Source organism: Paenibacillus sp. PSB04, from assembly GCF_025809195.1.
Lineage (GTDB): Bacteria > Bacillota > Bacilli > Paenibacillales > Paenibacillaceae > Paenibacillus_AQ > Paenibacillus_AQ favisporus.
On sequence record NZ_CP081301.1, the window covers coordinates 6168360 to 6193249 of the forward strand.

Annotated in this window: 18 protein-coding genes and 1 other annotated feature (1 of these 19 only partly in view); of the genes, 3 read left to right on the top strand and 15 right to left on the bottom strand. The window is 55.2% G+C overall.

What is annotated here, in order from left to right:
- Window positions 1–154: 154 nt before the first annotated feature.
- The 4 genes from K2F33_RS28365 to K2F33_RS28380 form a co-directional block, all read right to left on the bottom strand.
- Entirely contained in the window at window positions 155–2500 is a 2346-nt protein-coding gene (locus K2F33_RS28365; protein WP_263882475.1) for a helix-turn-helix domain-containing protein, read from the bottom strand.
- 298 nt (window positions 2501–2798) lie between these two features.
- A complete protein-coding gene (locus K2F33_RS28370) occupies window positions 2799–4397 on the bottom strand; it encodes an extracellular solute-binding protein (RefSeq protein WP_263880226.1) in 1599 nt (532 codons plus the stop codon).
- Window positions 4398–4529: 132 nt separating this feature from the next.
- Entirely contained in the window at window positions 4530–5414 is an 885-nt protein-coding gene (locus K2F33_RS28375) for a carbohydrate ABC transporter permease (protein ID WP_105443577.1), read from the bottom strand.
- Window positions 5415–5440: 26 nt separating this feature from the next.
- The gene (locus tag K2F33_RS28380; RefSeq protein ID WP_163872735.1) at window positions 5441–6403 is read right to left on the bottom strand and encodes an ABC transporter permease; all 963 of its coding nucleotides are present in this window, start codon (window positions 6401–6403) and stop codon (window positions 5441–5443) included.
- Between the two features lie 299 nt (window positions 6404–6702).
- Here K2F33_RS28380 and K2F33_RS28385 point away from each other — a divergent pair, with 299 nt between their 5' ends.
- Window positions 6703–7137, top strand: coding sequence for a Beta-galactosidase C-terminal domain (locus tag K2F33_RS28385; RefSeq protein WP_145134835.1), 435 nt, complete (start codon window positions 6703–6705; stop codon window positions 7135–7137).
- 82 nt (window positions 7138–7219) lie between these two features.
- Here the strand turns inward: K2F33_RS28385 and K2F33_RS28390 are convergent, their stop codons facing one another.
- Window positions 7220–7540 (bottom strand): HesB/YadR/YfhF family protein, encoded by a 321-nt coding sequence (locus K2F33_RS28390; RefSeq protein WP_263880227.1) that lies wholly within the window; start codon window positions 7538–7540, stop codon window positions 7220–7222.
- A gap of 525 nt (window positions 7541–8065) precedes the next feature.
- Between K2F33_RS28390 and K2F33_RS28395 the strand changes: the two genes are divergently transcribed.
- Complete coding sequence (locus K2F33_RS28395) at window positions 8066–9811, top strand: ABC transporter ATP-binding protein (RefSeq protein ID WP_251674633.1); 1746 nt, start codon at window positions 8066–8068, stop codon at window positions 9809–9811.
- A 17-nt stretch (window positions 9812–9828) separates the two neighbouring features.
- Window positions 9829–11913, top strand: coding sequence for an ABC transporter ATP-binding protein (locus K2F33_RS28400; RefSeq protein WP_263880228.1), 2085 nt, complete (start codon window positions 9829–9831; stop codon window positions 11911–11913).
- A gap of 363 nt (window positions 11914–12276) precedes the next feature.
- Here K2F33_RS28400 and K2F33_RS28405 read toward each other — a convergent pair whose 3' ends face one another.
- The 10 genes from K2F33_RS28405 to argS all read right to left on the bottom strand — a co-directional run bounded on the left by K2F33_RS28405 (window position 12277) and on the right by argS (window position 24825).
- Window positions 12277–14145: a sensor histidine kinase gene (locus K2F33_RS28405; RefSeq protein WP_263880229.1), complete on the bottom strand. Its 1869-nt coding sequence runs from the start codon at window positions 14143–14145 to the stop codon at window positions 12277–12279.
- Complete coding sequence (locus tag K2F33_RS28410; protein ID WP_263880230.1) at window positions 14145–15710, bottom strand: helix-turn-helix domain-containing protein; 1566 nt, start codon at window positions 15708–15710, stop codon at window positions 14145–14147. Before K2F33_RS28410 ends, K2F33_RS28405 begins: the two co-directional genes overlap by 1 nt.
- Before the next feature lie 204 nt (window positions 15711–15914).
- Window positions 15915–17594 carry an extracellular solute-binding protein gene (locus tag K2F33_RS28415; RefSeq protein ID WP_263880231.1) on the bottom strand — a complete coding sequence of 560 codons (1680 nt, stop codon included), beginning with the start codon at window positions 17592–17594 and terminating at the stop codon, window positions 15915–15917.
- Window positions 17595–17655: 61 nt separating this feature from the next.
- Window positions 17656–18522, bottom strand: a complete 867-nt coding sequence (locus K2F33_RS28420; RefSeq protein WP_089550132.1) for a carbohydrate ABC transporter permease — start codon at window positions 18520–18522, stop codon at window positions 17656–17658.
- A 70-nt stretch (window positions 18523–18592) separates the two neighbouring features.
- Window positions 18593–19483, bottom strand: a complete 891-nt coding sequence (locus K2F33_RS28425) for an ABC transporter permease (RefSeq protein ID WP_263882476.1) — start codon at window positions 19481–19483, stop codon at window positions 18593–18595.
- Window positions 19484–19742: 259 nt separating this feature from the next.
- Window positions 19743–20699 (bottom strand): protease complex subunit PrcB family protein, encoded by a 957-nt coding sequence (locus tag K2F33_RS28430; RefSeq protein ID WP_263880232.1) that lies wholly within the window; start codon window positions 20697–20699, stop codon window positions 19743–19745.
- Window positions 20700–20787: 88 nt separating this feature from the next.
- A complete protein-coding gene (locus K2F33_RS28435; RefSeq protein WP_105443582.1) occupies window positions 20788–21270 on the bottom strand; it encodes a hypothetical protein in 483 nt (160 codons plus the stop codon).
- A gap of 163 nt (window positions 21271–21433) precedes the next feature.
- Window positions 21434–22144, bottom strand: coding sequence for a hypothetical protein (locus K2F33_RS28440; protein WP_263880233.1), 711 nt, complete (start codon window positions 22142–22144; stop codon window positions 21434–21436).
- The gene (locus K2F33_RS28445) at window positions 22141–23094 is read right to left on the bottom strand and encodes an ABC transporter ATP-binding protein (protein WP_263880234.1); all 954 of its coding nucleotides are present in this window, start codon (window positions 23092–23094) and stop codon (window positions 22141–22143) included. The genes K2F33_RS28440 and K2F33_RS28445 overlap by 4 nt, the downstream gene beginning before the upstream one ends.
- A 30-nt stretch (window positions 23095–23124) precedes the next feature.
- Window positions 23125–24825, bottom strand: a complete 1701-nt coding sequence (argS, locus tag K2F33_RS28450) for an arginine--tRNA ligase (RefSeq protein WP_263880235.1) — start codon at window positions 24823–24825, stop codon at window positions 23125–23127.
- A 59-nt stretch (window positions 24826–24884) separates the two neighbouring features.
- Window positions 24885–24890 (bottom strand) — a binding site (T-box leader) (it continues 245 nt past the right edge of the window).

Sequence of the window (24890 nt, forward strand, 5' to 3'; positions counted from 1 at the left end):
GGCTTGCACATTCTTGCAGGAGGGCGGGCAACCGGGGAATGCATCCTGAATAGTGTGCTTGGCGGGATTCCGCAAACTGGCAGCAGCATAAAAAGCCGGCAGCGGTTTCCTGTTGAACCGCTGTCGGCTTCTTCCGTAACTGTATCGCTGACGCCTACTCCGCCCGGCTCAGCTCACGGTAGCGGGTTGGCGTCATTCCTTCAAGCTTTTTGAAGATCCGGTTAAAATAGCTGTGCTGGTAGCCGACCTGCTCGGCGACGGTGTTGATCTTCAGCTCCGATTCCCGCAGCAGCTCCTTCGCTTTTTCCAGGCGCAGCTCGGTCAGATAATCGATAAAGTTTTTGCCGGTAACCCGCTTAAACGACTTGCTCAGAAAAAAAGGATTCGTGCCGATATGGTCGGCGCAGTTATCGAGCGAAATATCGAGCATGTAGTTCTGCTGCATGTAGATCATCGCCTGCTCCATCAGCTGTTTGACCTGGCAGTCCGACCGGTTCGTCATCTCCTGCATGAACGGAGCGATGACCTTCGCCTCGAACCAGTCCCGGAAGGCGGCCGGCTCTTTCATCTGCGAGAGCTGCTCATACAAGTTGGCGCCTTTGAACAGCCGGTTCGGCTGGATGCCGGATACAAGGATCGCGTGCTGTACGGATCCGAGCAGATGGAGCATTCCCTGCTGGACATCGATCGCCTTCGCTCCTTGTACAGACAGCGCATCCTGAAAATCGGCGAGCAGAGCCCGGGCATCCGCTTCCTGTCCAGTGCGAAGCGCCTGCAGGAACTCCCGCTCCAGCGTAAACGGATACGGAGGCTCGGCCCCGTCTTCGTAGTTCAGCTGTTCCATCTCGATGATCTGATTGTCATGCTCGAAGTTGCGGAAGCTTGCGGCATGCTTCACCCCTTCGAAGGCGAGCGGAATGTCGCTGATGCGGTTCATGGTCCGGCTGACGGCGATGGTGACGCGCATGTTGAGCAGCCGGTTGACCGCTTGCGTCAGCTCCTCGCTGAACACCTTGATCGGCTCTGCACACGGCTCGCCTTCTGGCAGGATCAGCAGCACGCCCGATCCGAGATCGTGGAAATTGATCGTGCTGCTCTGCTCGAAATGGGCGGCTGCCAGCTCTTCAATCATGTTGACTGATGCAAAAGTGACCAGTCCCTCGTCCCCGAACTTGAATTTCCCCTCCATGGCAGCGATGCCCGTCAAGTGAACGTACAGCACGACGAACTGCTTGCCGTGCACCTGCCATCTGTACCGTTCCATACGCGAGCGCAGATCCTCCTCCGAATAGGCGTACAAATACCCCTGCAGCAGCTGATGGAGAAAGCTCTCCTTCACGTGGGGCAGCTGCTCGAGCAGCTTGGCGTTCAGCTCCCGGCTCTCCCGACTTAAGTGCTGCCACTGCCGCTCGATGATGGCAAATTCGTCGACGCTGCCCATTCCCGCTAAGGAAGCGTGCGGCTGCAAATTCGCCATCAGCCGTTTGACCGGCGAATACATCCGCTTCGAGGCGAGCCACGCCAGCAGCACCGCCAGCAGGAGAGCACTTGCGCTGACGACCAGAATGACTTTGGATATCAGCACGACCGGGGCCGTAATGTTCGTAATCGGCGAAGCCGACACGTACAGCCAGTTGTCCATGATTCGTGCGAAATAACCGTACGTGACCGCATAGGTTTTGCCGTTCCATTCAAAGAGAAAGGACCCTCGGGCCTTCCCCTCGGATTCCACTTCACCGCGGACCGCCTTGACAAAAGGCGAATCCATCCGGTTGCCGTTAGCGGAAACGTAGAGGCCGCCGCCCGCTTCCATCAGAAAGTTCTCTCCGTCAGCATAAGGAGTCAACGTCCTCAGCACCTCCGCGACTTGATCGTTGTCCAGCCTGACCACCAAAGCCCCGAGCGGATTTGAGCTGCCCCCCGGGATGAGATGCACAAACGTCAATTCCCGCTTTTCCTGCTGATCAGGGTCAAGCGCCTGCTGTGTCCAATACGTCGTCTTCCCCGCATCCATCAGACGTTCGTACCGGGAGATGAGCTGCCGGTCATTCAAGGCTGAGTATTCCGGATAAAACAATATCGGCTGGTCTCCGCGCAAATAAAGGCTGACGTTATGGATCATCGTATTGGAGCCCTGCATCACCAGCAGCGTGTTCGTGATGTCGCGCGTTTTTTCAAAGTCGCGCACGAAGTCGTGGCCCCTCAGCGATTCATCAAAGCGCGAGTCAAACGCCCAGTGCGCCAGCATCATTTCCAGGTTGGACAGCTGCTTATCCATGTTCAGCGACCGCTGTTCGATCTGGTCATTATGGAGCTTCAGCAGTTCTTTCTCCAGCCTCCCGCCAGCCATGGAGTACACAAGAATCCCGGTGATGATTCCGGGGATGCCAGCCACAACCAAGAACATAATCAGGCTTTTTCTGTAAAAACTGCCCGATCCACCGCCAGATAAGCGGGCCATTAGCGACTTCCATCCATTCATCGTCAGCTCACCAACCATATCCAAAATTTGTCGTCCCCGCCTTTATGGCGAGCCTTATGCCCCTCAAATATGTAAGCGTATACAATTAACCATACATAAAAAAACCTTTAGAAAACAGTAACCTCAGCACCACGGGTATGTCCAGCATGAAATCCGAGAAAATCGTTCAAATAACCGGGGATACGGAAATAACCCCACGACGTGGGGCTTTCTGCTTGTTGCTGTGAAATCAGCCTCCGCCGACCACTGCTCGACCTATGTATCCCAGGCGGCCGTCTCTTGGGACAGCCGCACTGGTCACTTACGCTGGGGCCGGTCAGGACTTCGAGGCGGCGTACAGCTCGTTGATTTCTTTCACATAATCGTCGCCGCCCGATTTTTTCCACAGCTCGATCGCATCGCGCCAGCCCTTCTCGTCGATCTGGCCGACGATAAATTTGATCCGGGCATCGTTAATGATGTTGCCAAGCTGCTGCCCTTTTTGCGCGTACACTTCGGAAATGAACGGCTCCGCCGGATTGGCGACGATCGTGTCCCGGTTTTTCAATTGAACCTCCGTCTGCTTCAAGCGAAGCGGCGTTTGGGCCACCTGGAGCCCTTTGCCTTCCGGAATGTACGGCACCATCTGATTCAGCCCTTCGACTTCCGACTCGAGCAGCACCGAGTCCGAGCTTCTCTCCAGCGTCTTGTCGTCGATCTTCTTGTAATGTTTGCCTTCAAGCCCGAAGCTGGTCAGCGTCTGCAGGTCCGGTTCGTTCAGCTGGTCGAGAAACTTCAGGATACGGTCGACCTCTTCTTCGCTCTTTACACTTGATTTCGGGATGGCCAGCAGGCCGGCAAAACCGGAAGTCGGCAGCGTATGAATTTGTCCGTCCGGACCGGTGACGGCCCCGAACACGTCCACGTACTGCTCCCTGGAATCTTCTTTGCCCGCGTCTTTTAGCGCGGCATGAATTTTGTCGTCGGCGCGGGCCGCTCCGTCCACGACGTCGATAATGGCGCCGGCTTGGCCATTGACCAGCGGATCCGTCCACTTGGCCGAATCCATCACGGCGAAATCCTGATTGACGAGCTTCTCGTCGTACAGCTTTTTCATAAACTTGAGCGCTTCGAAATATTCGTCGTATTCGAATTCCGGCACCAGCTTGCCGTCCTTTTCGCCCCACACGTTTGGCGCACCGAACCACAGCTTGATCTGGTCGAAACCGGCTCCCCAGCCTGCCGTCCATTTGACCATCACCAGACCGTACGTGTCGTCCTTGCCGTTGCCGTCCGGATCCTTCTCCTTAAATGCCTTCAGCATATTATAGAAATCGTCGATCGTTTTCGGCTGCTGCAGGCCCACCTTCTCCAGCCAATCCTGGCGGTAATATACACCGTTACGGCCGAGCTCGCGCCCGCGGTAAATCCCGTACGTTTTGCCGTTAATCGAGGAGTTGTTCAGAATGACTTCATTGGCCTGACTGAGGTTCGGATAATTTTTCAGCTTGTCGGTCAGGTCCCAAAAAGCCCCTGATTTTACGGCGCTCACGAAGCTCGGACCTTTCGAATCGGGCACGTAAATAATTTTCGGCAGATTTCCGGAAGCAAGCGTAATGTTGAATTTATCGCCGTATGAAGCGTTCGGCACCCATTCGAAATGGATGTCCGTGTTCGTCAGCTTCTCGAGCTCGGCGGCGACGGGGCTGTCATCCTTCGGATAGTTCGTTTTAAAAATCGGGAGCATAATGTTCAGCTTAAGCGGCTTCTCCGCCTCCGCGGAAGCGTTTGCAGAAGGAGCTGTGGACGAGCCGCCCGAGGCGCCCTCGCTGCTGCCGCCGCTGCCGGATGAGCAGCCTGCGAGCGCTGCGGCGCAAACCGTGCTTAAAATAAGAAATGTGGACACGCGTTTCGCTTGCTTATTCTTTTTCTTCACGAAAATAGCCTCCCTTTAACGTTAGATCATATTGCAAAACCGCCCGGGCTCCAAGCGAAAAATCAGTGCTGATGTGTATAAATTCCGGAGCATTTCGGCGGGATCACACGGTGAACAGCCTGACTTTTACCTTTAACCTTTGACCGAGCCCAGCAGAACTCCTTTGGCGAAGTGCTTTTGCAGGAACGGATACACGCACAGAATCGGAATCGTGCCGACGACGATGACGGCCATTTTGATCGATTGGTCCGGCGGTTTCACAAAATTCGGGTCCATCGAGTTCAAATCGCCCGCAGCCGCCTGTGACAGCAGGACGATCTGGCGCAGCATGACCTGCAGCGGCCATTTTTCCGGATCGTTAATATACAGCAGCGCTGCAAAGAAATCGTTCCAATGCCCCACGGCGTAAAACAGGGTGAAGGTGGCGAGAACGGGCATCGAAAGCGGCAGCACGATCCGCCATAACAGGCCCAGCTCGGAGCAGCCGTCGATGCGGCCCGCTTCCTCAATTTCCTTCGGAATCTCCTGAAAAAAGTTTTTGACGATGATCAGGTTAAACGCGCTGATTGCACCAGGCAGCATGAGCGCCCACAGCGAATCGAGCAGGTGCAGCTCCTTGACGACCAGGTATGTCGGAATCATCCCTCCGCCGAACAGCATGGAGAAGATGACGAGATTCAGTACCAGATTGCGGCCGTAAAGTCCTCTCTTGGCCAAGGAATAGGCCATCGTGACCGTAAAAAACAGATTGACGAGCGTACCGATAACGGTAACGTAAATGGAAACGCCGATGCTTTTGACGATCGTGCCCGTTGAAAAGATAAACTCATAAGCCGCTAAGGTAAAGGTTTTCGGGATAAAAAACACCGCCCTCTGCGTCAGCTCCGCGTCCGAGGCGAAGGAACCCGCGATGACGTAGACGAAAGGAAGCACAGCGGCCAGCCCGAACAGCGTTAGGACGATATAGTTAGCCACGTCAAACGTAGCGCCGGCCGCGGTCCTGTATTGCTTGGCCATGGATGGATTTCCCCTTTCTGAATGGGTTAGTACAGTCCGGACTCGCCGAATTTTTTCGCCAGCCAGTTCGTGCCGAGCACGAGCGTGACGCCAACGATCGATTTGAACAGCCCGACAGCCGTACTGTAGCTGAACGCGCCCTGCGTAATACCCATCGCGTACACGTAAGTGTCGAACACTTCGCCCACCGTGCGGTTGAGCGGATTCAGCATCAAATAGATTTGCTCAAAGCCGTTATCCAGCACGCTGCCCATCCGCAGGATCAGCAGGATCACGATCGTGCTGCGGATCGCCGGCAGCGTCACATGCCAAATTTGCCGCCAGCGGTTCGCTCCGTCGATCGTCGCCGCCTCGTACTGCTCCACGTCGACGGCCGCCAGTGCCGCCAGGAAAATAATCGTTCCCCAGCCGCATTCCTTCCAGATCGTTTGCAGGATGATCATCGGCCTGAACCATGACGGATCGGACAGAAACTGGATTTTGTTGCCCGTATATTGGAAGAGCAGCTCATTGACGGTGCCGCCCTCCGTCGTCAGAAACACGTAAGTCAAGCTCGCCACGATAACCATCGAAATAAAATGCGGAACGTAGATCATCGTTTGAATGGTCCGCTTGAAGAACGCGAGCCTGACTTCGTTCAGCAGGAGCGCCAATATGATCGGAGCCGGGAAGAAGAAAACCAGATTGTAGAACGACAGCAGCAGCGTATTGCGCAGCAGCATAAAAAACTCGGGGTTTTCAAAGAACAGGCGGAAGTGCTCGAAGCCCACCCATTCGCTTTTCCAGAACCCGGTGAATGGCTGATAGTTTTGGAAGGCCAGCAGCACGCCCCACATGGGCACATATTTGAATATCAAAAAATAAAGCAAGCCGGGGAGCATTAACAGGTATAGCCATTTGTCCCTGCGCAGCCTGGCCGCGATGCTCGTGCGGTAAACCACCGGCTTGGACGCTTGCGGAAGATTCCCTTGGGCCGTCGCCTGCTCCATCGCTTTCCACCTCCATATGTGTTCATCGCCTCGCGAGCGTTGTGGCCTAATTATGAGTCAGCACTTTCTTTTCCGGCAATGAGACATTTTTGAAGACTCCTGTAGCGCGTGTTTACGGCATGTTTTAAAAAAGTGCAAAGCCGGCAAAAGAGTGTTATACCGCGATATTCGCGCTGAAAAATATCCGATTACTTCACCGCGCCACCTTTCTAAAGTGGGGTTGGTAACCATACAGCGGAATGGAGTGGAACGCAAATGATGAATAAGCTTTATCACGGCGCGGCTTTTTAACCGTAGTTGTGGAGCGGCGAGGTCGTCCGGGAAGATATCCTGCGGAGGCGAAAAGCGTCGGCACGCTCATCGGCGGTCCATCGCCGGGCTTGTCCTTCCTGACGGAAATGAAGCGGGGGCAAGGCAGAATCGTGCTGCTCGGCACGCTGCCTGCAGGAGGCGAAGGCAGCGAGATGCTGGAGCGGATGCTGATCCATTACGGGAAAGAAGCGAACGTAACATGGATGGCGGAAGTGACGACCGGCACGATCGTGGCGCCGCGTGAATCGGAGACGGAGGAGTTATGGGTCATCGTCAACATGAACGGGGAAGGCGGGAGCGTAACCCTGCCTCGCGAAGGATTCGACAAGCTGAGCGGCGAGCGTGTCACCGCAGGCCGGTTGGAGGTCGGCCGCTATGAATACCGCATGATCGCCTTCCCCTCCGGCTTCTCCAAGAAGTGACGTGAATGGCGCCATGCCTTGCAGCTTGCAATAAAAAAAGCCGCATTCGCTTGGTTTAGCGAGTGCGGCCGGTTCAACATCATTATGAAGTGGCGGAAGTGTTATGTTCCCGCTCCGCTTCATATACATATTCAATGTCATCGTAAGCTGCCAAATAATTGACGACCAGATCGTATCCTTGCAGATACCAGGTGTCCTGTTCCTCTATAAAAAAGGTGACGCCCTCAAGCTCTTCCTTCAGCACCGGATGCTCCGGGTTCTCCACGGAAATGCCGAGCGAAAATCCGGGATGCAGTCCGCCGCCCGAGCTGTAGCGGGGAAAAAAGCGAAGCGCCGCGCCCTCTGCCAAATTCAATTCTCGTTTGTACCAGCGTGCAGCGTCTGGGCTGATCCGCAGTTCCATCTGGTTTCACTCCCTCTCTCTAATCTGTATGTTCATAAGTACATCATAACATTTTTTTGCTGATTCCTGAAAATATAAATTGACAGCTCTCTTGACGCGATGATAAAATTTTCTGCATACGAGATCCGTTTTCAATTTATTCCCAAATGAACCCGGCAAGGTCGTTTCCTTGATACGTAAGTGCTCCCTGCTCGGGCTCAAGACCAACATCAACAAGAAAGGGTGAGTTCTGTGTTCAATATGATAAATTTCCATCCACGCAACCATCATCAAGATCTTTATCAATTGAATACTGGAGCAGCCCTGCTGGTGAGGCCTTCTTAAGGAGCGCGATGAAATCGTGCCACTTGGAGCCATTGAATATTAACCTTCCGCGGTACGGCTGCTCACACTCAACCGTACGCATGATAAATGTAGGATTGCTAGGCATATCGTCCGTATACGGATGGTATGCCTTTTTTAATTTTCCATGAACTCCGCAAGCAAGAACTGCCGGCATTTTAGACATGAGAGGAAGTGAAAGTTTTGTTTTCCGTACTTAAAAACCTGGGCTGGTTTTTCCGCCAGGAAAAGAAGCGTTACCTGATCGGTTTGATTATGCTGATCCTCTGCGGAATCGGCGAGCTGTTTCCCCCGCGTTTTCTCGGAAGCGCCATCGACGAAATCGTCCGCGGTTCGATTACTTGGACTTCGCTGACACGGTATATTGTGCTGATTCTCGGTACGCTCACCGTGATTTACATCATCACCTACATATGGATGCACAAGCTGTTCGGCGGCGCTAACCTCGTGGAGCGCATCCTGCGTTCCCGCTACATGAACCAGCTGCTGCGTATGGTCCCTCCGTTCTTCGAACGGAACCGGACGGGTGATTTGATGGCCAGAGCCACCAACGACCTGCGCTCTGTCGCCAACACGGCGGGCTTCGGCATGCTTGTGATGACAGACTCGACGGTGTACCTCAGCGTCGTGCTGCTGGCGATGGGCTTTCTCATCAGCTGGAAGCTGACGCTCGCCGCCATCCTGCCGCTGCCTTTTATCGCCTTGGCCATGAAAATTTACGGCAAGGTCATTCACGAACGGTATACGGCCGCGCAGGACGCATTCGGCGACATGAACGACCAGGTGCTGGAGTCGGTCGCCGGGGTGCGCGTCATTCGGGCGTACGTTCAGGAGCGTGAGGACCAGCGCCGGTTCAAGGAAATTACGGACGATGTGTACCGCAAAAACATGCGGGTCGCCAAGCTGGACGCCCTGTTCGAGCCGACCATCCGCTTGTGCGTAGGCGCAAGCTACGTGATCGGCCTGGCTTTCGGCATTTATCTCGTTTTTAAAAATCAAATTACCCTGGGGGATCTCGTATCGTTCAATATGTACCTTGGGATGATGATCTGGCCGATGTTTGCAATCGGTGAGCTGATCAATGTCATGCAACGGGGCAGCGCCTCCCTCGACCGGGTCAATGAGACGTTATCGGTCGTGCCGGACGTTCAGGATGCGCCCGATCCGGTTCGGGTGGAGCGCCCCGACACGATTGAGCTGCGGGATGTCACGTTCCGGTATCCGACCTCATCGGTCGACAATCTGAAGCACATTAACCTGACCTTGCATAAGGGCCAGACGCTCGGCGTCGTGGGACGCACCGGCAGCGGTAAGTCGACGCTCTTGAAGCAGCTGCTGCACGAGTATCCGACGGGAACAGGCGATATTCTGATCTCGGAGGTTCCGATCGAGCGCATTACCCAAAACCAGCTTCACAGCTGGATCGGCTATGTTCCGCAGGAACAAATCCTGTTCTCTAAATCGGTCCGGCAAAATATCCAGTTCGGCAAATTCCAGGCCGAAGACGACATCATTATGGAAGCAATCGCGACAGCTGCGTTTGATAACGACTTGCACACGCTCGCAGCCGGACTTGACACCCTCGTCGGCGAGAAAGGCGTATCCCTTTCCGGCGGCCAGAAGCAGCGCGTATCGCTGGCCAGAGCGTTCATCTCCGATCCGGAGATCTTGATTCTCGATGACGCCCTCTCCGCGGTCGACGCCCGGACCGAGGCGCGGATCATCGAAAATATCCGCAAGCAGCGCTCCGGCAAAACGACGCTGATCTCCACGCACCGCCTGTCCGCCATCGAACATGCGGATTGGATCGTGGTGCTGGATGAAGGAGCCATCGTTGAACAAGGAACCCACGCGCAGCTGCTCTCCAAAGGCGGCTGGTACCGCGAGCAGTTTGAACGGCAGCAGGTCGAAAACAATTTGTCCACTTAAAAATGAGGTGTAAACCTATGAATTCTAAAGCTAGCGTAGGCAAGCGGCTGTTCCAGTACGCCCTATGCGCCAAAGGCATCTTTATCGCGGCCATCATCGCCCTGGCGATCGGCGTCGGCGCCGAGCTTGCCGGCCCGTTTATCGCCAAGACGATGATCGACGATCATATGCTGGGTATTGAAAAGCCGTATTTTGAAACGACATCATCTGAAAACGCCGTATCCTATAACGGCCATTATTACAAGCGCGGCGACCGCTTCGGGGAAGGAGAAGCCAAGGGCCAGGAGGTCCGGCTGCTGCAAACCGGACGGGACTTTTATTTTGTCAGCCAGCCGGTAGCCAATCCGGACGGAGAGCGCAAATTCGAGAACGGACAGCTGACGATCAGCCGCGGCGGCGCTGTGGAGACCTATCCTGCCGCCAAGCTGTCCGCGAGTGAGCTGTATTCCTTCTACAAGCTGGAAATACCGGGTATTTTGAAACTCGTCGGACTGTACTGCATTTTCTTGGTGATCAGCATCTTTACGGAATTCGGCAAAACGTACTGGCTGCAGTCTTCCGCCAATAAAGTCATCCAGAAGCTGCGGACCGACGTCTATGCGCACATGCAGCGGCTGCCGGTGTATTTCTTCGATACACTGCCTGCCGGCAAGGTGGTTTCCCGCATCACCAATGACACCGAAGCGGTCAAGGACCTGTTCGTTGCGGTGCTGTCGAACTTCAGCTCGGGGATCATCTACATTACCGGGGTGTATATCGCCTTGTTCCTGCTGGACGTCCGGCTCGGCCTCGTCTGCTTGTTCGTCGTCCCGCTGCTGATCGTATGGATCGTGCTCTACCGGAAATTCGCGACCAAGTACAACACGATCATCCGGTCGCGCTTAAGCGAAATTAACGCCATCATCAATGAGTCCATTCAAGGGATGTCCATTATCCGCGTATTCCGCCGGCAGAAGCAGACGTCCGAAGAGTTTGAAGCCTTGAACGACGACTATATGAAGCATCAGAACAAAATGCTCAATTTGAACGCATTAACGACACACAATCTGGTCAACGTGCTGCGCAGCTTTTCCTTTGCCGTGATCCTCTGGTACTTCGGCTTTGGCACGCTGACCGGAGGCAGCGCCGTGTCGCTCGGCGTGCTGTACGCCTTCGTCGACGTGCTGGGGCGCCTGTTCCAGCCGATCACCGGGATGGTCAATCAGCTCGCCGCCCTGGATTCTTCCATGGTCTCGGCAGGCCGCGTATTTACGCTGATGGATGAGCCGGGCGAAGACGTGACGGACGGAAGCATGCCGCGTTACAAAGGCAACGTCGAGTTCAAGAACGTCTCCTTTGCCTACAAGGACGACCATTACGTCTTGAAAAACATCAATTTTGAAGCGAAGCAGGGGCAGACGGTCGCTTTGGTCGGCCATACCGGTTCCGGCAAAAGCTCGATTATCAACCTGCTGTTCCGGTTCTATGACCCGCAAAAAGGGACGATCACCATCGACGGCCAGGAAGTGACCGCACTGCCGAAGCAGTGGCTGCGCCATCATATGGGCATCGTGCTGCAGGATCCGTACCTCTTCACAGGTACGATCGCCTCGAACGTCAGCCTGGGCGACGCCAAAATTTCGCGCGAGCAAGTTGAAAAGGCGCTGCGCGATGTTGGCGCCGAGCGGATCCTGGCGCATCTGCCGCAGGGCTTCGATGAGCCCGTCGTCGAGAAGGGCAGCACGCTCTCGGCGGGGCAGCGCCAGCTGATCTCGTTTGCGCGCGCGCTCGCCTTCGATCCGGCGATCCTCATCCTCGATGAGGCCACGGCCAACATCGATACCGAGACGGAGAGCCTGATCCAATCCGCGCTGGAGGTGCTGAAGAAGGGCCGTACGACGTTCATCATCGCGCACCGTCTCTCGACCATCCGCAGCGCCGATCAGATTCTGGTGCTGCACCGGGGCGAGATTGTCGAGAAGGGCAGCCATGACGAGCTGATGAAGCTCGGCGGCAGATACTATCAAATGTATCAGCTTCAGCAGGGCTCGGGTGCAGCCGCGCCTGCCCCGGACAGCGGGATCAAGGCACAGCCGCCGGTTCAGGCGCCTTCACCGGTGTAATTCGCCGGGCGACGTCATACAGAGCATTCTGCGATTCTCGACTGTAGTCATCCTGCCGCCATGTGACCAGCATGGGGTTGCCGTGAAAGAACGTAAACGAAAAACACTAAAAGGGAGCGAATCCGTGATCGGATCGCTCCCTTTTTAATGCCATGAGCCTACACTAAGTAACCAGTCTATTACCACTTCCTGTTCGGCGGATTATGGACGCATATGATGTTGCAGCCCCACTCCCCCTGCGCGGTCGTTTCGGGGCTGCGCTTATCCGGCTCCGCCCTCATCCCCGTACGGCTTACGGCTGCTATGGAAGACTATTACAGCTTCGGCTTCCTCAACTGCTTCTCTCCCCTTGCGCTCTCCAGCTCATCCGGTCCTCCCGATATGGTCATGACCGTTCTGCCGTTGTTCACCCCGGCTGCGCGGCTGCACCGGAATCCGGATCGTCACGCAGGTTCCGATCCCCGGCCGGCTGTACAGGGAGACGCCGTAATCGCTGCCGAAATACAGCTTGATCCGGTCGTTTACGTTCCGGATGCCGTAACCTTTGCGCTGCTGCGAGGTGCCTGACCCGGCCGCGCCTGCACCCGGGCCTGAGCCTGAGCCGGACAGTTCCTCCACCCGCTCCCGTGTCATCCCGCTGCCGTCGTCGATGATCTGGAAAACGATCGAGCCGGTCCCGGCATCCATCCGCCCGACAACCCGGATATAAATCCGGTCCCCGCGCCAGGCATGCTGCAGCGCGTTCTCGATGAACGGCTGAAGAATCAGCTTGACCGTCATAAACCTGACGATCTGCGGGTCGATGTCAAAATGAACCTCCATCCGCTCACCGTACTTGACCTGCTGGATATCGATGTATGCCTGCGCCTGCTCGATTTCGTGATAAATCGAAATGACGGTCTGCCCTTCATTCAGCGACAGCCGGTAAAACTTCGCCAGGTTCATCACCATCTGGTGCTGCTTATCCACTTGCCCGAACTTGGCCAGCCGGCTGATCGATGAGAGCGTATTATACAGGAAGTGCGGGTTAATCTGGGCCTGCAGCGTCTCGAGCTCCGCTTCCTTTTTCTTTAAATTCGTGACGTACACTTCCTGGATCAAATGCTCCGTCTGCTCGCCCAGTTTGTTCAGCGAGCTGGCGATGATCGTAAACTCGTCGTTTCCCCGGTAATGGATCCGCTTGTGAAAATCCCCCTGCTGAAACCGCTGCAGCACTGATACGACCTTGGACACCCGCCTGGAAAAGAAGCGGGACACCCCGTAGGCGACAATGGAGATCAGGCCTACGCTGAGCAGACAAATGATCAGCGTAAGCAGGTTCACCTTGCGCGTGTCCTTCTCTATCACGCTGTTCGGTACGTAGGCCGCCAGATTCCAGCCGAGCTCCGGCAGCGTTTCCTCCAGCATCGTATAGCGGCCTAGATCGAATTCCGCCTTGCTCCCGGGTTCGGAAGCCAGCAGCAGACCGCTTTCGCCGGAAGCGAACATTCGCCGGCCGCCCTCCCCGCTGACCGACAGCATGCTGCCGCTGCCGATTTTGCCCGCATCGACGCTCCGGAAAATTTCGGACAAATACACGCTGATCCGGATAAACCCGATCGTCTCCAGCTTCATCGGATCGCGGGTATCGACCAGCCGCCGCAGCAGCGAGATCCTCCCGAACATGTCATCGTCTTCCACCTGCCGCCACACGACGGTTTTGCCGTATTCCTCCGGAGGAAAATCAGCGTACCACGGTTTGTTCTCAATCCGGTTCAAATGGTACAAATCCCAATGATTGCCCCTGGTCAAAGGGTCCGTTCCTGGCGGGTCGGCGTTGTAGATTTCTGGCAGCGTTTCGTTTTTTAAATAAATGCTCATCCAGATCCGCAGGTTGCTCGAATCCGTGACCTGGCGGAACTTCGGAATCAGGAGCTTTTTTGTCGTCTGGTAGCTGACCCAGCCCTCCTCGTATCGCATCAGCTCCAAGGGCATGCTTTCGTCAAAATACAGCAAGTCCGACAGCCGCTGCGTGTCCTCCATTTTATAGGCGATGTTGTCGCGAATCTGCTTCAGCGTCCCGGTCAAATTCGTGTTCATTTGCTCGCGGTAGGAGTTGACGAGGATTGTATTGGCGATATAACCGAACATAAAAATCGGCACGATGATCAGCACCAAATAGGAGATAAACAGTTTGACGCCAAAAGGCAGGAACAGCTTCCCGCCTGGCGGCCTCATTGCCGCGCGCCTCATTATACGTTTCTCCGGAACTGGCCCGGCGTCATGCCGAACACTTCTTTAAATTGCCGGCTGAAATAGGGCATATACCGGTACCCGACCCGGTCGGCCACTTCGTAGACCTTCACTCTTGGATCCCTGAGGAGCTCGCCCGCTTTCTCCATCCGCAGGTGAATGACGTATTCGCTGAAATTCGTGCCCATCACTTCCTTGAAGAGCGTTCCCAAATAGTTTGGGGAAAAGCACAGGTGGTCGGCGACCTCCTTCAGCGTCACATTTTCGTGCAGCTGCTCTTTCACGTACCGGATCATTTCGTCAACGAGCTTCGAGCTTTTCTTCTGCTTACGGCGCTGAATAACCTCTGCGGCGGCAAAGAGCCGTTTTCGCAGCCAGGAACGGATATCGTCGATCGTCTCGAGCTGCAGCATCACATCCGGACTGCCTCCCGTTTCCTCTTGAAGGGCGTTCGCAAGGCTCTCGTTGATCGCCCGGAGGTGATGCTCGAGCCCAAGCAGGATGTGCATGACGAAATATTGGATTTTCAGCTTCGATCTCATCCCGGCCGCAGCGGCGAACAGCCGGTCGATTTCGTCGCTGATCGTGACGAGATCGAAGTTCACTACTGCGGTATACAGCGGCTCTAACGGCAGGGCGGTTTGGGAAGGCTGCTCAAGGGCATCGTCCCATTTCAGTTCCCCATAGCGGATGACCCGGCCCTTGCCGGCAATCAGCTTGCACGACAGCGCCTCCAAGGCTTCACCATAAGAACGGCGCAGCCCGGTAAGATTTATCGCTTCTTCTCCTACGCCCACCGTGACGGAGAAGGGATGCAGCTCTTGAATCCGATCTGCCAGAGCCGACAGCGCTTGTAAGTCCACCCCGTCCTCGATCAGCACGAAAATCCGCCGTCGCGAAGTTTTGCACACATGCCGGATCCGGGCCTCGGTGAGCAGCGGAACCAGCGAATCGTAAAATCGGTTGAACCATTCCTGCTGGCGGTGTTCCGGCATCGGGTCGAGCTTCCAGCTGAGGTCGTCCAGCTCGACGGCAGCCGCACGCACCGGCCATCCTAAACGGTCAAACCCGTAGCTTTCCTGCAGCACCCCGGCAGCCTCTTCGGCTTCCGCTCCTTCAAGAAGCTTCAATAGATAGTCGTTTTTGGCGATTTCCCGGTAAGCCTGTTCGTTCTGCTGCCGCCGTTTCTCCTGATCAAGCTGCTGCACGACGGTGCGCAGCGCATCGGTCAGCTCCGTATCGTCCATCGGCTTCAGCACGTAGCTGAACGCATTCAGGGCAATCGCCTCTTTGACATAGTGAAAATCCTGGTAACCGCTCACGAAAATGACCCGAAGCCGGCCCGCGAACTCCCGTGCCTTTCTGGCCAGCTCCAGGCCTGTCATGCTAGGCATATGTACGTCTGTTACTAAAATATCGACCGGCTGGCATTCCAGCAGTGCCAAGGCGTCAAACCCATTGTTCACCGCGCCTGTCACTTCCAGCCTCAGTTCTGCCCAAGGAATAAAAGAGCGCATACCCTCCAGATCAAGAATCTCGTCATCCACGATCAACACCTTGTACATGAGCTCATCTCCTGATCATTAAAATGAATACTATGGTCAGATCCCGGCTCCAGACAAACAGCCGTTCATCCGTCCCACGCGATCATGCCGTCTACCCTGAATACGCCCCGGACGCTGGAGAAGCGAGCAGCCGCCCCGGGTCGGGACGGCATCCTCGCGAATAGAAGAATTAGTATCATTATACTAGAACATGCTAGATTTAGATTATTGACCGCCGATTTTTTTCAGGTTCTCCTGCCATTTTTGCGTCTTGTATTCGAGCAGTTTGTCGTATCCGACCGCCACTGCGTCCTTCTGCGCCTGGTCCAGAATCGCCAGCACCTCGTCGTCGCTCTTCGCGTACAGCGCTTTGGCACGGGATTCGGAGAAGATTTCGTCTACGCTCTGCTGAATGATGCCTTCTTCGGTATCCGGCATCGGGCTCAGGTTGACGAAGGCGGTGGCGTTATACTGCGTTTTCCACGTAATTTCGGATTGGTAACGGCTCTCCCAATTCTGTTTTTCCGGCGGGAGCGTCTTCTCGAATTTCATCTTCGACTTGTCGATATAGACGGTATTGCCGTTCCACTGGAGATTCACCGTCGCATCCATAATATCGCTGCGCTTTTGGATGTCGTTAGTGTATGTGTCGGTAAAGACCGGATATCCTTCTTCATCCGTGCCCTGCCACAGCGTTCCCTCAGGTCCCCACATGATGACCCGGCTTCCTTCCTCTCCGGTCAGCCAGTCAAGGAACGCAAAGATTTTCTCAGGATCCTTGGCGGACTTCGTAATGACGGCCACGTTCCAGCCCAGCTGATTGTAGGTTCCCGTCCAAATCTTGTTTTTGTCCAGCCCTTCCTTATGCACTGGCCAGATCATTTCGTAGCCGGAGGTCGGATCCTTTTTCTTGAGCTCCACGTCGCCCTTGCTGCCGTATTCCGTCGGGCTCGCTCCGGCTGCGATGGCAAAACGGCCGTTGTACGCTTTTTCAAGAATCTGGTCTTTCGTTTGGGTTAATGCGTCCTGGGCCATCAGCTTTTCGCGGAACAGCTTGGAGGCAAACTGCATGGACTCGCGGTAGACGGGATCCTGGAAAATAGACGTCAGCTTATTGTCGACCGGCACGGCTCTCTCTTTCAAATACACCGGCGGATGGTCTTCCCCGAACGCCCCGTACAAAATATCAAGCCCCTGCCCGTCCTTGGCCAAATCCGGCTCGAACGGCACCATGTTCGGATACTTGGCCTTCACGCTCTTCAGGTAGTTATACAGATCGACAGTTGTCTCCAGCTTTGGCGAACCAAGCTCTTTGTACACCTTGCTGTTCATCAGGTATCCGGCATTGCCCGCAGGCTGCGAGGTATACCAGTTCGGGAATTGGTACAGCTTGCCGTCGCTTGAGCGGAGCATGTTGAGCGTAGAGTCACCGGCCCATTTTTTCAAATTCGGATATTTGTCCAGATAGTCGTCATAAGGCACCAGCATGCCTGCCGCACGCAGCCGCTCCACATCGGCGCCGCGCTCCATCCAGATCACGTCAGGCAGCTCTTTGGACGCGATCATCGTGTTGAGCTTTTGGGCCGCATTGCCGCCGGAGTTGATGGCCGTGACATTGACCTTTTTGTTATCCTGAATCCATTTGCTCGCAACGTCCCCGCCCCAGGTCGGCATCGTATACCAGTCATAGTGGCCGTAGAACGTAAAGTCGACGGGCGCGCTGCCGAGCTGGAAGAGCTCCGAAGCGCTGCCGCTTCCTTCTTTCGTTTCGGTTTTGTTCTCCGCCTTCGGTGCAGCGCCGTCGGCCGTTTTCTCTCCGCCGCCGCCTGAACAGCCCGCCAATGCCGTGGCTGTCGTGCACAGGAACACCAAGGCCACGAGCAGCGATCTTCTCCAACTTTTCATGCGTGATAACCCCTTTTCCCTATTGTCAAATTTATGTTCAAAGCAGCAATCGCTCCAAACCCTACTCCTTCAACGATCCCACCATGACGCCCTTCACGAAATACTTCTGCACAAACGGGTACACGGCGATAATCGGCAGCGTCGCCACCATCATCGTCGCCATTGAAAGCGACTTGGTCGTCACGCTTTTCATCGTTTCGAGCCTGCTCTGGGCAGCCGAGTCCAGCTTGGACATCTGCTCGGTCATAATATTCGTGCTCAAGATCTGCTGAAGCATGGATTGGATCGGCAGCAGCTTCTCGTTGGTGATGTAAATGCTGGGCAGAAACCACTCATTCCAATGAGCGACCGCGGTGAACAGCCCGAGCGTGGCGATGACCGGTCCCGACAGCGGCAGGATGATCCGGAAAAAAGTAGCCCAGTTGCCGCAGCCGTCGATTTTGGCCGATTCCTCCAGGCCTCCGGGAAGCCCCATGAAAAACGTCCGAAAGATGATCATGTTCCATACGCTGATCAGACCCGGGATGATAAACACCCAGAACGAATTCATCAAGCCCAGACCGCGGACGACGAGAAACGTCGGAATGAGCCCGCCGCCGAAATACATCGTCACAACGCACATCAGCATGTAAAACTTGCGGCCGATCAGTTCCTTCTTCGTCATGCCGTAGGCGAAGATGGCGGTGCACAGCACCGACAGAATGGTGCCGACGACCGTCCGGAGCACGCTGATCAAAAACGCGTTGGCAATCCGGTCATCCTGAAAGACGACCCGGTAATTTTCCAGCGACCATACCCGCGGCCAGAACGTGATTCCGCCGAGTGCCGTGTCCATGCCGTTGTTCAGCGAAATGACCAGTCCGTTCCAGAACGGGTAGAATGTGCTGAATCCCAGTAAAATAAGCAGCAAATAAATGAAGACCATCATGATCCGGTCACCGGTACTTGTATATTTCACAATACTGCAGCCTCCCTGTTTCCTGCGGTGTCTCCCGCGCTTACCACAAGCTGTTTCCCGACCTGCGGGCAAAGTAGTTGGCAAAGGTCAGCAGGCCGACGCTGATCACAGCCTTGAACAAGCCAACCGCCGTGGCGTACGAGTAGCGCTGGTTGGTGATGCCCACCCGGTACACATAGGTATCGATGACGCTGGCCACATCACGCAGCACCGGATTTGCTCCAAGCAGGAGAATGTCTTCAAAGCCGGCGCTCAGCAGATTGCCAATCGCCAGGATCATAAAGATGACGACCACCGGCATAATGGACGGGATTGTGATCATAAACACCTGCTTGACCCTTCCCGCTCCGTCGATGGATGCCGCCTCATATAGGCTGGGGTTGATCCCTGCGATCGCCGCCAGATACACGATCGAATTGAATCCGATCTCCTTCCAAACGCTGGTCGAGACGATAATGCCCCAGAAATACTCCGCCTGTCCCAAAAAGCCGATCGGTTCCTTAATCAAATGCAGCTTCTGCAGCAGGATGTTCAGGCTGCCGTTATCCGTGGACAGGATCGACATGGCAAACCCGGCTACGATCACCCAGGACAGAAAGTGCGGCAGGTAGCTGATCGTCTGAACCACCCTTTTGAAGAACATTTGCCTGACTTCGTTCAGCATCAGGGCCAGAATGATCGGCGCGGGAAACCCGATACCAAACTTCAGCAGGCTGATGATGATCGTATTGCGCAGAATCGTCCAAAACTCGGGTGCATGAAAAAACATGCTGAAATGCTTGAATCCCACCCAAGGACTGTTCCAAAACCCGTTAAAAATGTTATAGTCCTGAAAAGCCATCAGTACGCCGTACATCGGTATGTATGAAAAAATAAAAATCAAAATGAGCGCCGGTATGACCATCAGCTGAATATCCCACTGCCTGAGCATCCGGTAAGCCAATCCCCGCTTTTTCCTCCTCTCGGTGATGGGCACGCTGTTCGCAAGCTGCGACATCCTCTTCCCCCCTTGCCAACATTGTAAACGGGATGGGTGCCGCGATACTATTTGCCTCGTCAACGAAAAATGATACTTTTAACCGGAATATTCCTATTCTTGATCCAGCCGCAAAAAAATCCCCCTGTCTCCGGTATCCGGAAAGCAGGGGGATCCAGTATCACCGCGATGTGCGGACGATACGATTCATTGTTTATTGGGTAACGGAAGGCATCTCTACGAGCGATCCCTTCAGGGAAATGCCCGTACCGAGGCCGCCGCCGGTTTGCTTGACGCTGACCTGAATTTTGCTGTCCATATAAAAGGAAGCCTTGGCCGTGGAAATGACCTGCGGATACATCATGCCGGGGGCGGGTTTCGTGACGGTGTAATAGGCGACCGCCTTTCCTTCCGAGACGAATTCGATCCGGTCGATCTTGAGGCCGTATCCCGGATTCGGCATGTCCTCTTTGGTAAGGACGATCCGGTTCACCTGGTCGTTCACCTTCTCTACACTGACAGCGACCTGGTCATCGTTCTCCGGCTGATTTACCGGCTGATGCGAAGCAACGAAATTCATGGCGTGATAGACCATCTTCGCCGCCTCCATCCGGGTGATGTTGTCCCTTGGATGGAATTTCTGCTGCGCATCTAGTTCGGCTATGTGGGTAAGGAGCAGAAACTGGACGGCTTCCCGCGATCCGGAAGCCATGTCGTTCTCATCCTGGACCGTGACGTACATTTTGATCAGCGGGTAGTCACCGGTAGCGGTGACGGCTTTGTAGAGCATCTGCGCGAACTCTTCCTTCGTGACCTTGTCGTTCCAGCTGCCGATGGTCGATGCCACAAGCCCGTGATCCAGCGCCGTTTCGGCTGCTTGAGCATACCAGGCTGTGGATGGAACCGCCAGCGTCCCGGCGTTCGCCGCACCTGCATCCGGCTGAAGCTTCATCGCTTTCACCAGCATCTGCACGCTTTGGGCTGCCGTCAACGGCTCGGCCGGACCGAACCGGTCGGCGGAAATGCCGTGAATGACCCCTTGCGTTTGCAGCGCTTCGGCGATACCCTCCTGCTGCTTATTCGGCAGATCCGAGAACGCATACGCGGAAGACGCCGACACCAGACAGCCTGCCGCCACCATGAACGCAGCCCATTTCTTTGTGATTTTCATCCAAATCACCTCCTCAGCCTCTCAGACGGGGAACCTCCCGCAAATGTTTCAATATGCCTGTAGGCCGGAATGCCTATTTTATGACGAGTCAGTGCGGATTGGAAACTCCCGGCTGATCATTCTCCAGCCCCAGCTTGACGTATAATTCATTCGTATACCCCTGCAGCTTCTGCTCGAGCTCCTGGGCTTGATCCCGAAAAGCGGTCAGCTCGCGGATCATCCGTGCTCGACCGTCAGGCGTGAACGTCTCTTTGATCCGTTCCTTGAAATAATCGTGAACGATATAATTCCGCTGCTTCCATACCTCTTTTAATAGAAGCGTCTCTTCTTCCGTAAAAGGAAAGTGATGCCGGATTTCGTTGACGAGCTGGCCCAGGGAACTACTGAGCTTGCGGCGGTACAGCTCGGTCAGTTCCTCTTCGGAGGGAACCTCCCCCTTCGACAGCTTCATCAGCATCAGCAGATTGGTCAGCTGCTGCTCCAATGCCTGCGAATAGTATACGGCCAAGCCGAAATACGCGAACAGTTCCTTCGATTGCTGCTCGATACCTTGTAGACCGACTGATTTCATGCTTTTCCTCCTGACTCCTGCTGCCGAGGTTCAACCTCTTATGTAAAAATTCCTGATTGGACAGACCTATCTCCATGTTACCGTGCTTACGGTCCAATCACAACCCGGGGGTAGAAGGAAATCAACGGTTCCAATGTTCTGAGAAAAAGCCAAATGTATCAGCCTATGTTCTGGCATCACGGTATGCGGATAATATCCAATAGGCTGCGGCTAAAGCAAAAGCATACAGGTACGCATACCCGATTACTCCCCATACGCCTGTAAGAAGAGCGGTATCACTTCGCATCAAGGTGTCGATCATTTCAGCCACCGGAGGGAAGGCCCAGCGGATCCAGGATAACCCTGCGGGCAGCTTGGCCGCAATCTGCCTCGCCCCAATCGATAAAATGACGATGATCAGCAGAATCGCCGTCGCGCGGCTGATATTGCGGATGTAAGCGGCTTGAAGGAAATAGCTGATGCCTGCGCCCAGCATGCCCAATGCCAGATGCCCGGAAGAAGCGATAAGCCACTGCCGTGCGCTGACCGTTTCGGCGAACATGTTCATCACTACAGGATACAGCAGGAAAAAGGCGCTTAAAAAGACAATGAAGGCGAGCAGAGCCAGCATTTGGCTTGCGGCATATTTCCGCATGCTCCCTGCGTGGATCACGCTGAGCTGTTCCAATACGGCGCCCGCATGATTCAGGAAGCTGAACGACAACCATGCCCCGCCGACAAACAGAAATGCGGAAGTGACCGCATAGCTGTCCATCACCGGGTTCGGCTTGTAGGAGTACAAAAGCATCATCGCAATCAGCATGCTCCCCACAGGAGCAAAGTATCGGTAAGACCGGATGTAGCTGGCAAGTAAAAAAGAAGCGAGACGGATCATAGCGTTCCACCTTCTAAGGCAGCCGCCGCAGTTTTGAGCAGCTCGCCTAGATCCACTTCGGACGGTTCGTGCTGCGAAACGGATACGATATGACCGCCGCCGTTAAGGATCCGCTGCAGCACATGATCGCTTAAATCCGTTCTTACATGAATCTCGGAATCCGCCCCCTCTTTTACCCAAGCCACTTCCCTATCGCCGATCCCCTCTAAAGACTGGCGGACGCGCAGCGGATCTCCATGAACAAGAATAGTCGCATACCGGACCGTTTCTATGCGGAACCTGCGTTCCTCCTTCACGATCTTTCCGTTCTCAAGCAGTACGATACGATCGGCCATTTCGTTGATCAGCTCCGGCTCATGGACGGACATGACCATCGCGGTCCCCATCCCCTTGATGTCCATCAGCAGGCGGACCACCTCTTTCTGCGTGGGGGTGTCGATCCCGGACAAAGGCTCATCCAGCAGCAGAAGCCTTGGTTTCCCCATCACCGCCTGAACCAGATTGATCTTCTGCAGCATGCCTTTCGAAAAATGGCTCATTCGAACATCCCTGTACGAATCCATCCCCAGTCTCTTGAGCCATTCGGATATTTCCGACTGGACGGTCCGCTTGTCCATCCCTCGCGTAATGCCCATGCTCATCAAAAACTCGCCCGGCGTAAACGGCAGCGCCGGAAACTTCTCGGCGACAAGTCCAATCGTGGGGCTTCGGACGTCCTCCACTCGCCGTCTTCCCTCGGTAGGACGGGATAATCCGGCCAGCAAGCGCAGCAGCGTGCTTTTGCCCGAGCCGTTTTTCCCGACCAGCGCCGTGCACTCCCCTTTGGCGATCTCGAGCGTCATATGCTCAATCACTGCCCGGCGGTCGTAGCGTTTGCTGACATCCTCCAGCCGGAGGATGATCTCCGCCGGCGTGTTCCGCCGGCCGGTTCCTTGCTGATGTACAGCCAACCAACTCTCCTCCCTGTTCAACAGATAGCGTCACATCCGCTGAGGCGTTTTTAATCCGAGCAGATGCATCGTTCTCGCTAATGAAGCGCCCGTCAACTCCGTCAGCTTCAGTCTCGCTTCCCTCAGGCTGCTGTCCTCGGTGACAATCCGTTCCTTGTTGTAAAAATGGTTGAACGCTTGAGCTACATCCAGCGCATACCGCGCCATCACCGACGGCTCGTTGTTCTGGATTCCGCGCTCCAGCTGATCCGGGAAGCGGGTCAGCAGCTTCAGCAGTTCCCATCCGGAATCTCCGAGCTGGCCATTAGCCGCTTGAGCAGGCAAGGCCGTTCCACTCTCCGGTTCCCCGGCCGCGCGTCCTTTGGACAGCACGCTTTGGGTACGCGCATACGTGTACTGAAGATACGGCCCTGTCTCCCCGTCGAAATTCAGCGCTTCCTCCAGGGAAAAATCCACTTCGTTCAGGCGGTTGTTTTTCAAGTCCCCGAAAATAATCGCCCCGATGCCGACCGCCTCCGCGACCTCCTCCTTATGTTCGAGGCTGCTGTTTTTCTCTTCGATGATTTGCAATGCCCGGGCAACCGCCTCATCCAGTACCTCCTCAAGATAGACGATCTTGCCGCGGCGGGTGGACATTTTCTTTCCTTCAAAGCGCATCAGGCCAAACGGCACATGCTCGCATTGATCCACCCAGTCTGCTCCCATGCGGCGCAGCACGGCAAATACCTGCTGGAAGTGCAGCCTCTGCTCGCCGCCCACGACATACAGCAGCTTGTCGCCTTTCAAGACATCGTGCCGGTAAAGGGCGGTTGCCAGGTCACGCGTCGGGTAGATGGTCGTTCCGTCCGTTTTGATGATCAGGCAAGGCGGCATCCCCTCTTCATCCAGGCGCACGACCAGCGCGCCCTCGCTCTCTTCGAGCAGATGCTGGTCGCGCAGCTGATCCACGACGGCATCCATCTTATCGTTGTAAAAGCTTTCCCCGAGCGTATAGTCGAAGCTGACGCCCAAGCGGTCGTACATCCGCTGAAACTCCTTCAAGCTGACGTCCACGAAATATTTCCAGAGCCGGTAAGCTTCCTCATCCCCGGATTCCAGCTTCCGGAACCAGTCCCTGGCCTCCGGCTCCAGCGTCTCATCATGGGGTGCTTCCTCATGAAACTGAACGTAGAGCTTCAGCGATTCCTTGATCGGATTGGCAGCAATAGCTTCATCGTTCCCCCAGCGTTTGTATGCGGCGATTTGCTTGCCGAACTGCGTGCCCCAGTCTCCCAGATGGTTGATGCTGGCCACGTCGTACCCCGCCAATTTGTACATGTTGTACAGGGCGGCACCGATCATGGTGGAGCGCAGATGCCCGATGCCCATCGGCTTCGCGATGTTCGGCGAGGACATGTCGATGAGCACTTTTTCTCCTTTTCCCAGGTTCGGTCTCTGATCCGACGCCGTTAACTCGTCCATGATTTGCTGCTCGTAGCGCTTCCGGTCCAGCCTGAAGTTGACATAAGGGCCGGCGGCCTCCGCCTGTATTCCGTCTCGCCCGTCAAATTGGGAAGCCAGCTCTTTGGCGATGTCCGCAGGCGATTTTTTAAACGTTTTGGCCAGCGTAAAGCATGGGAAAGCGACATCCCCCATCTGCGGCTGCGGCGGGATTTCCAGCAGATCCACCATTTGCTGCTTCGTCCACGGCACGTGCGGCTCGAGCGCCGACGCGATCCATTCCTGTAACATAACAATCATCCTTTCCATATCGTAACGCCTATCAAAAATTAAAAAGCCCCCGTCTCTAATATAGA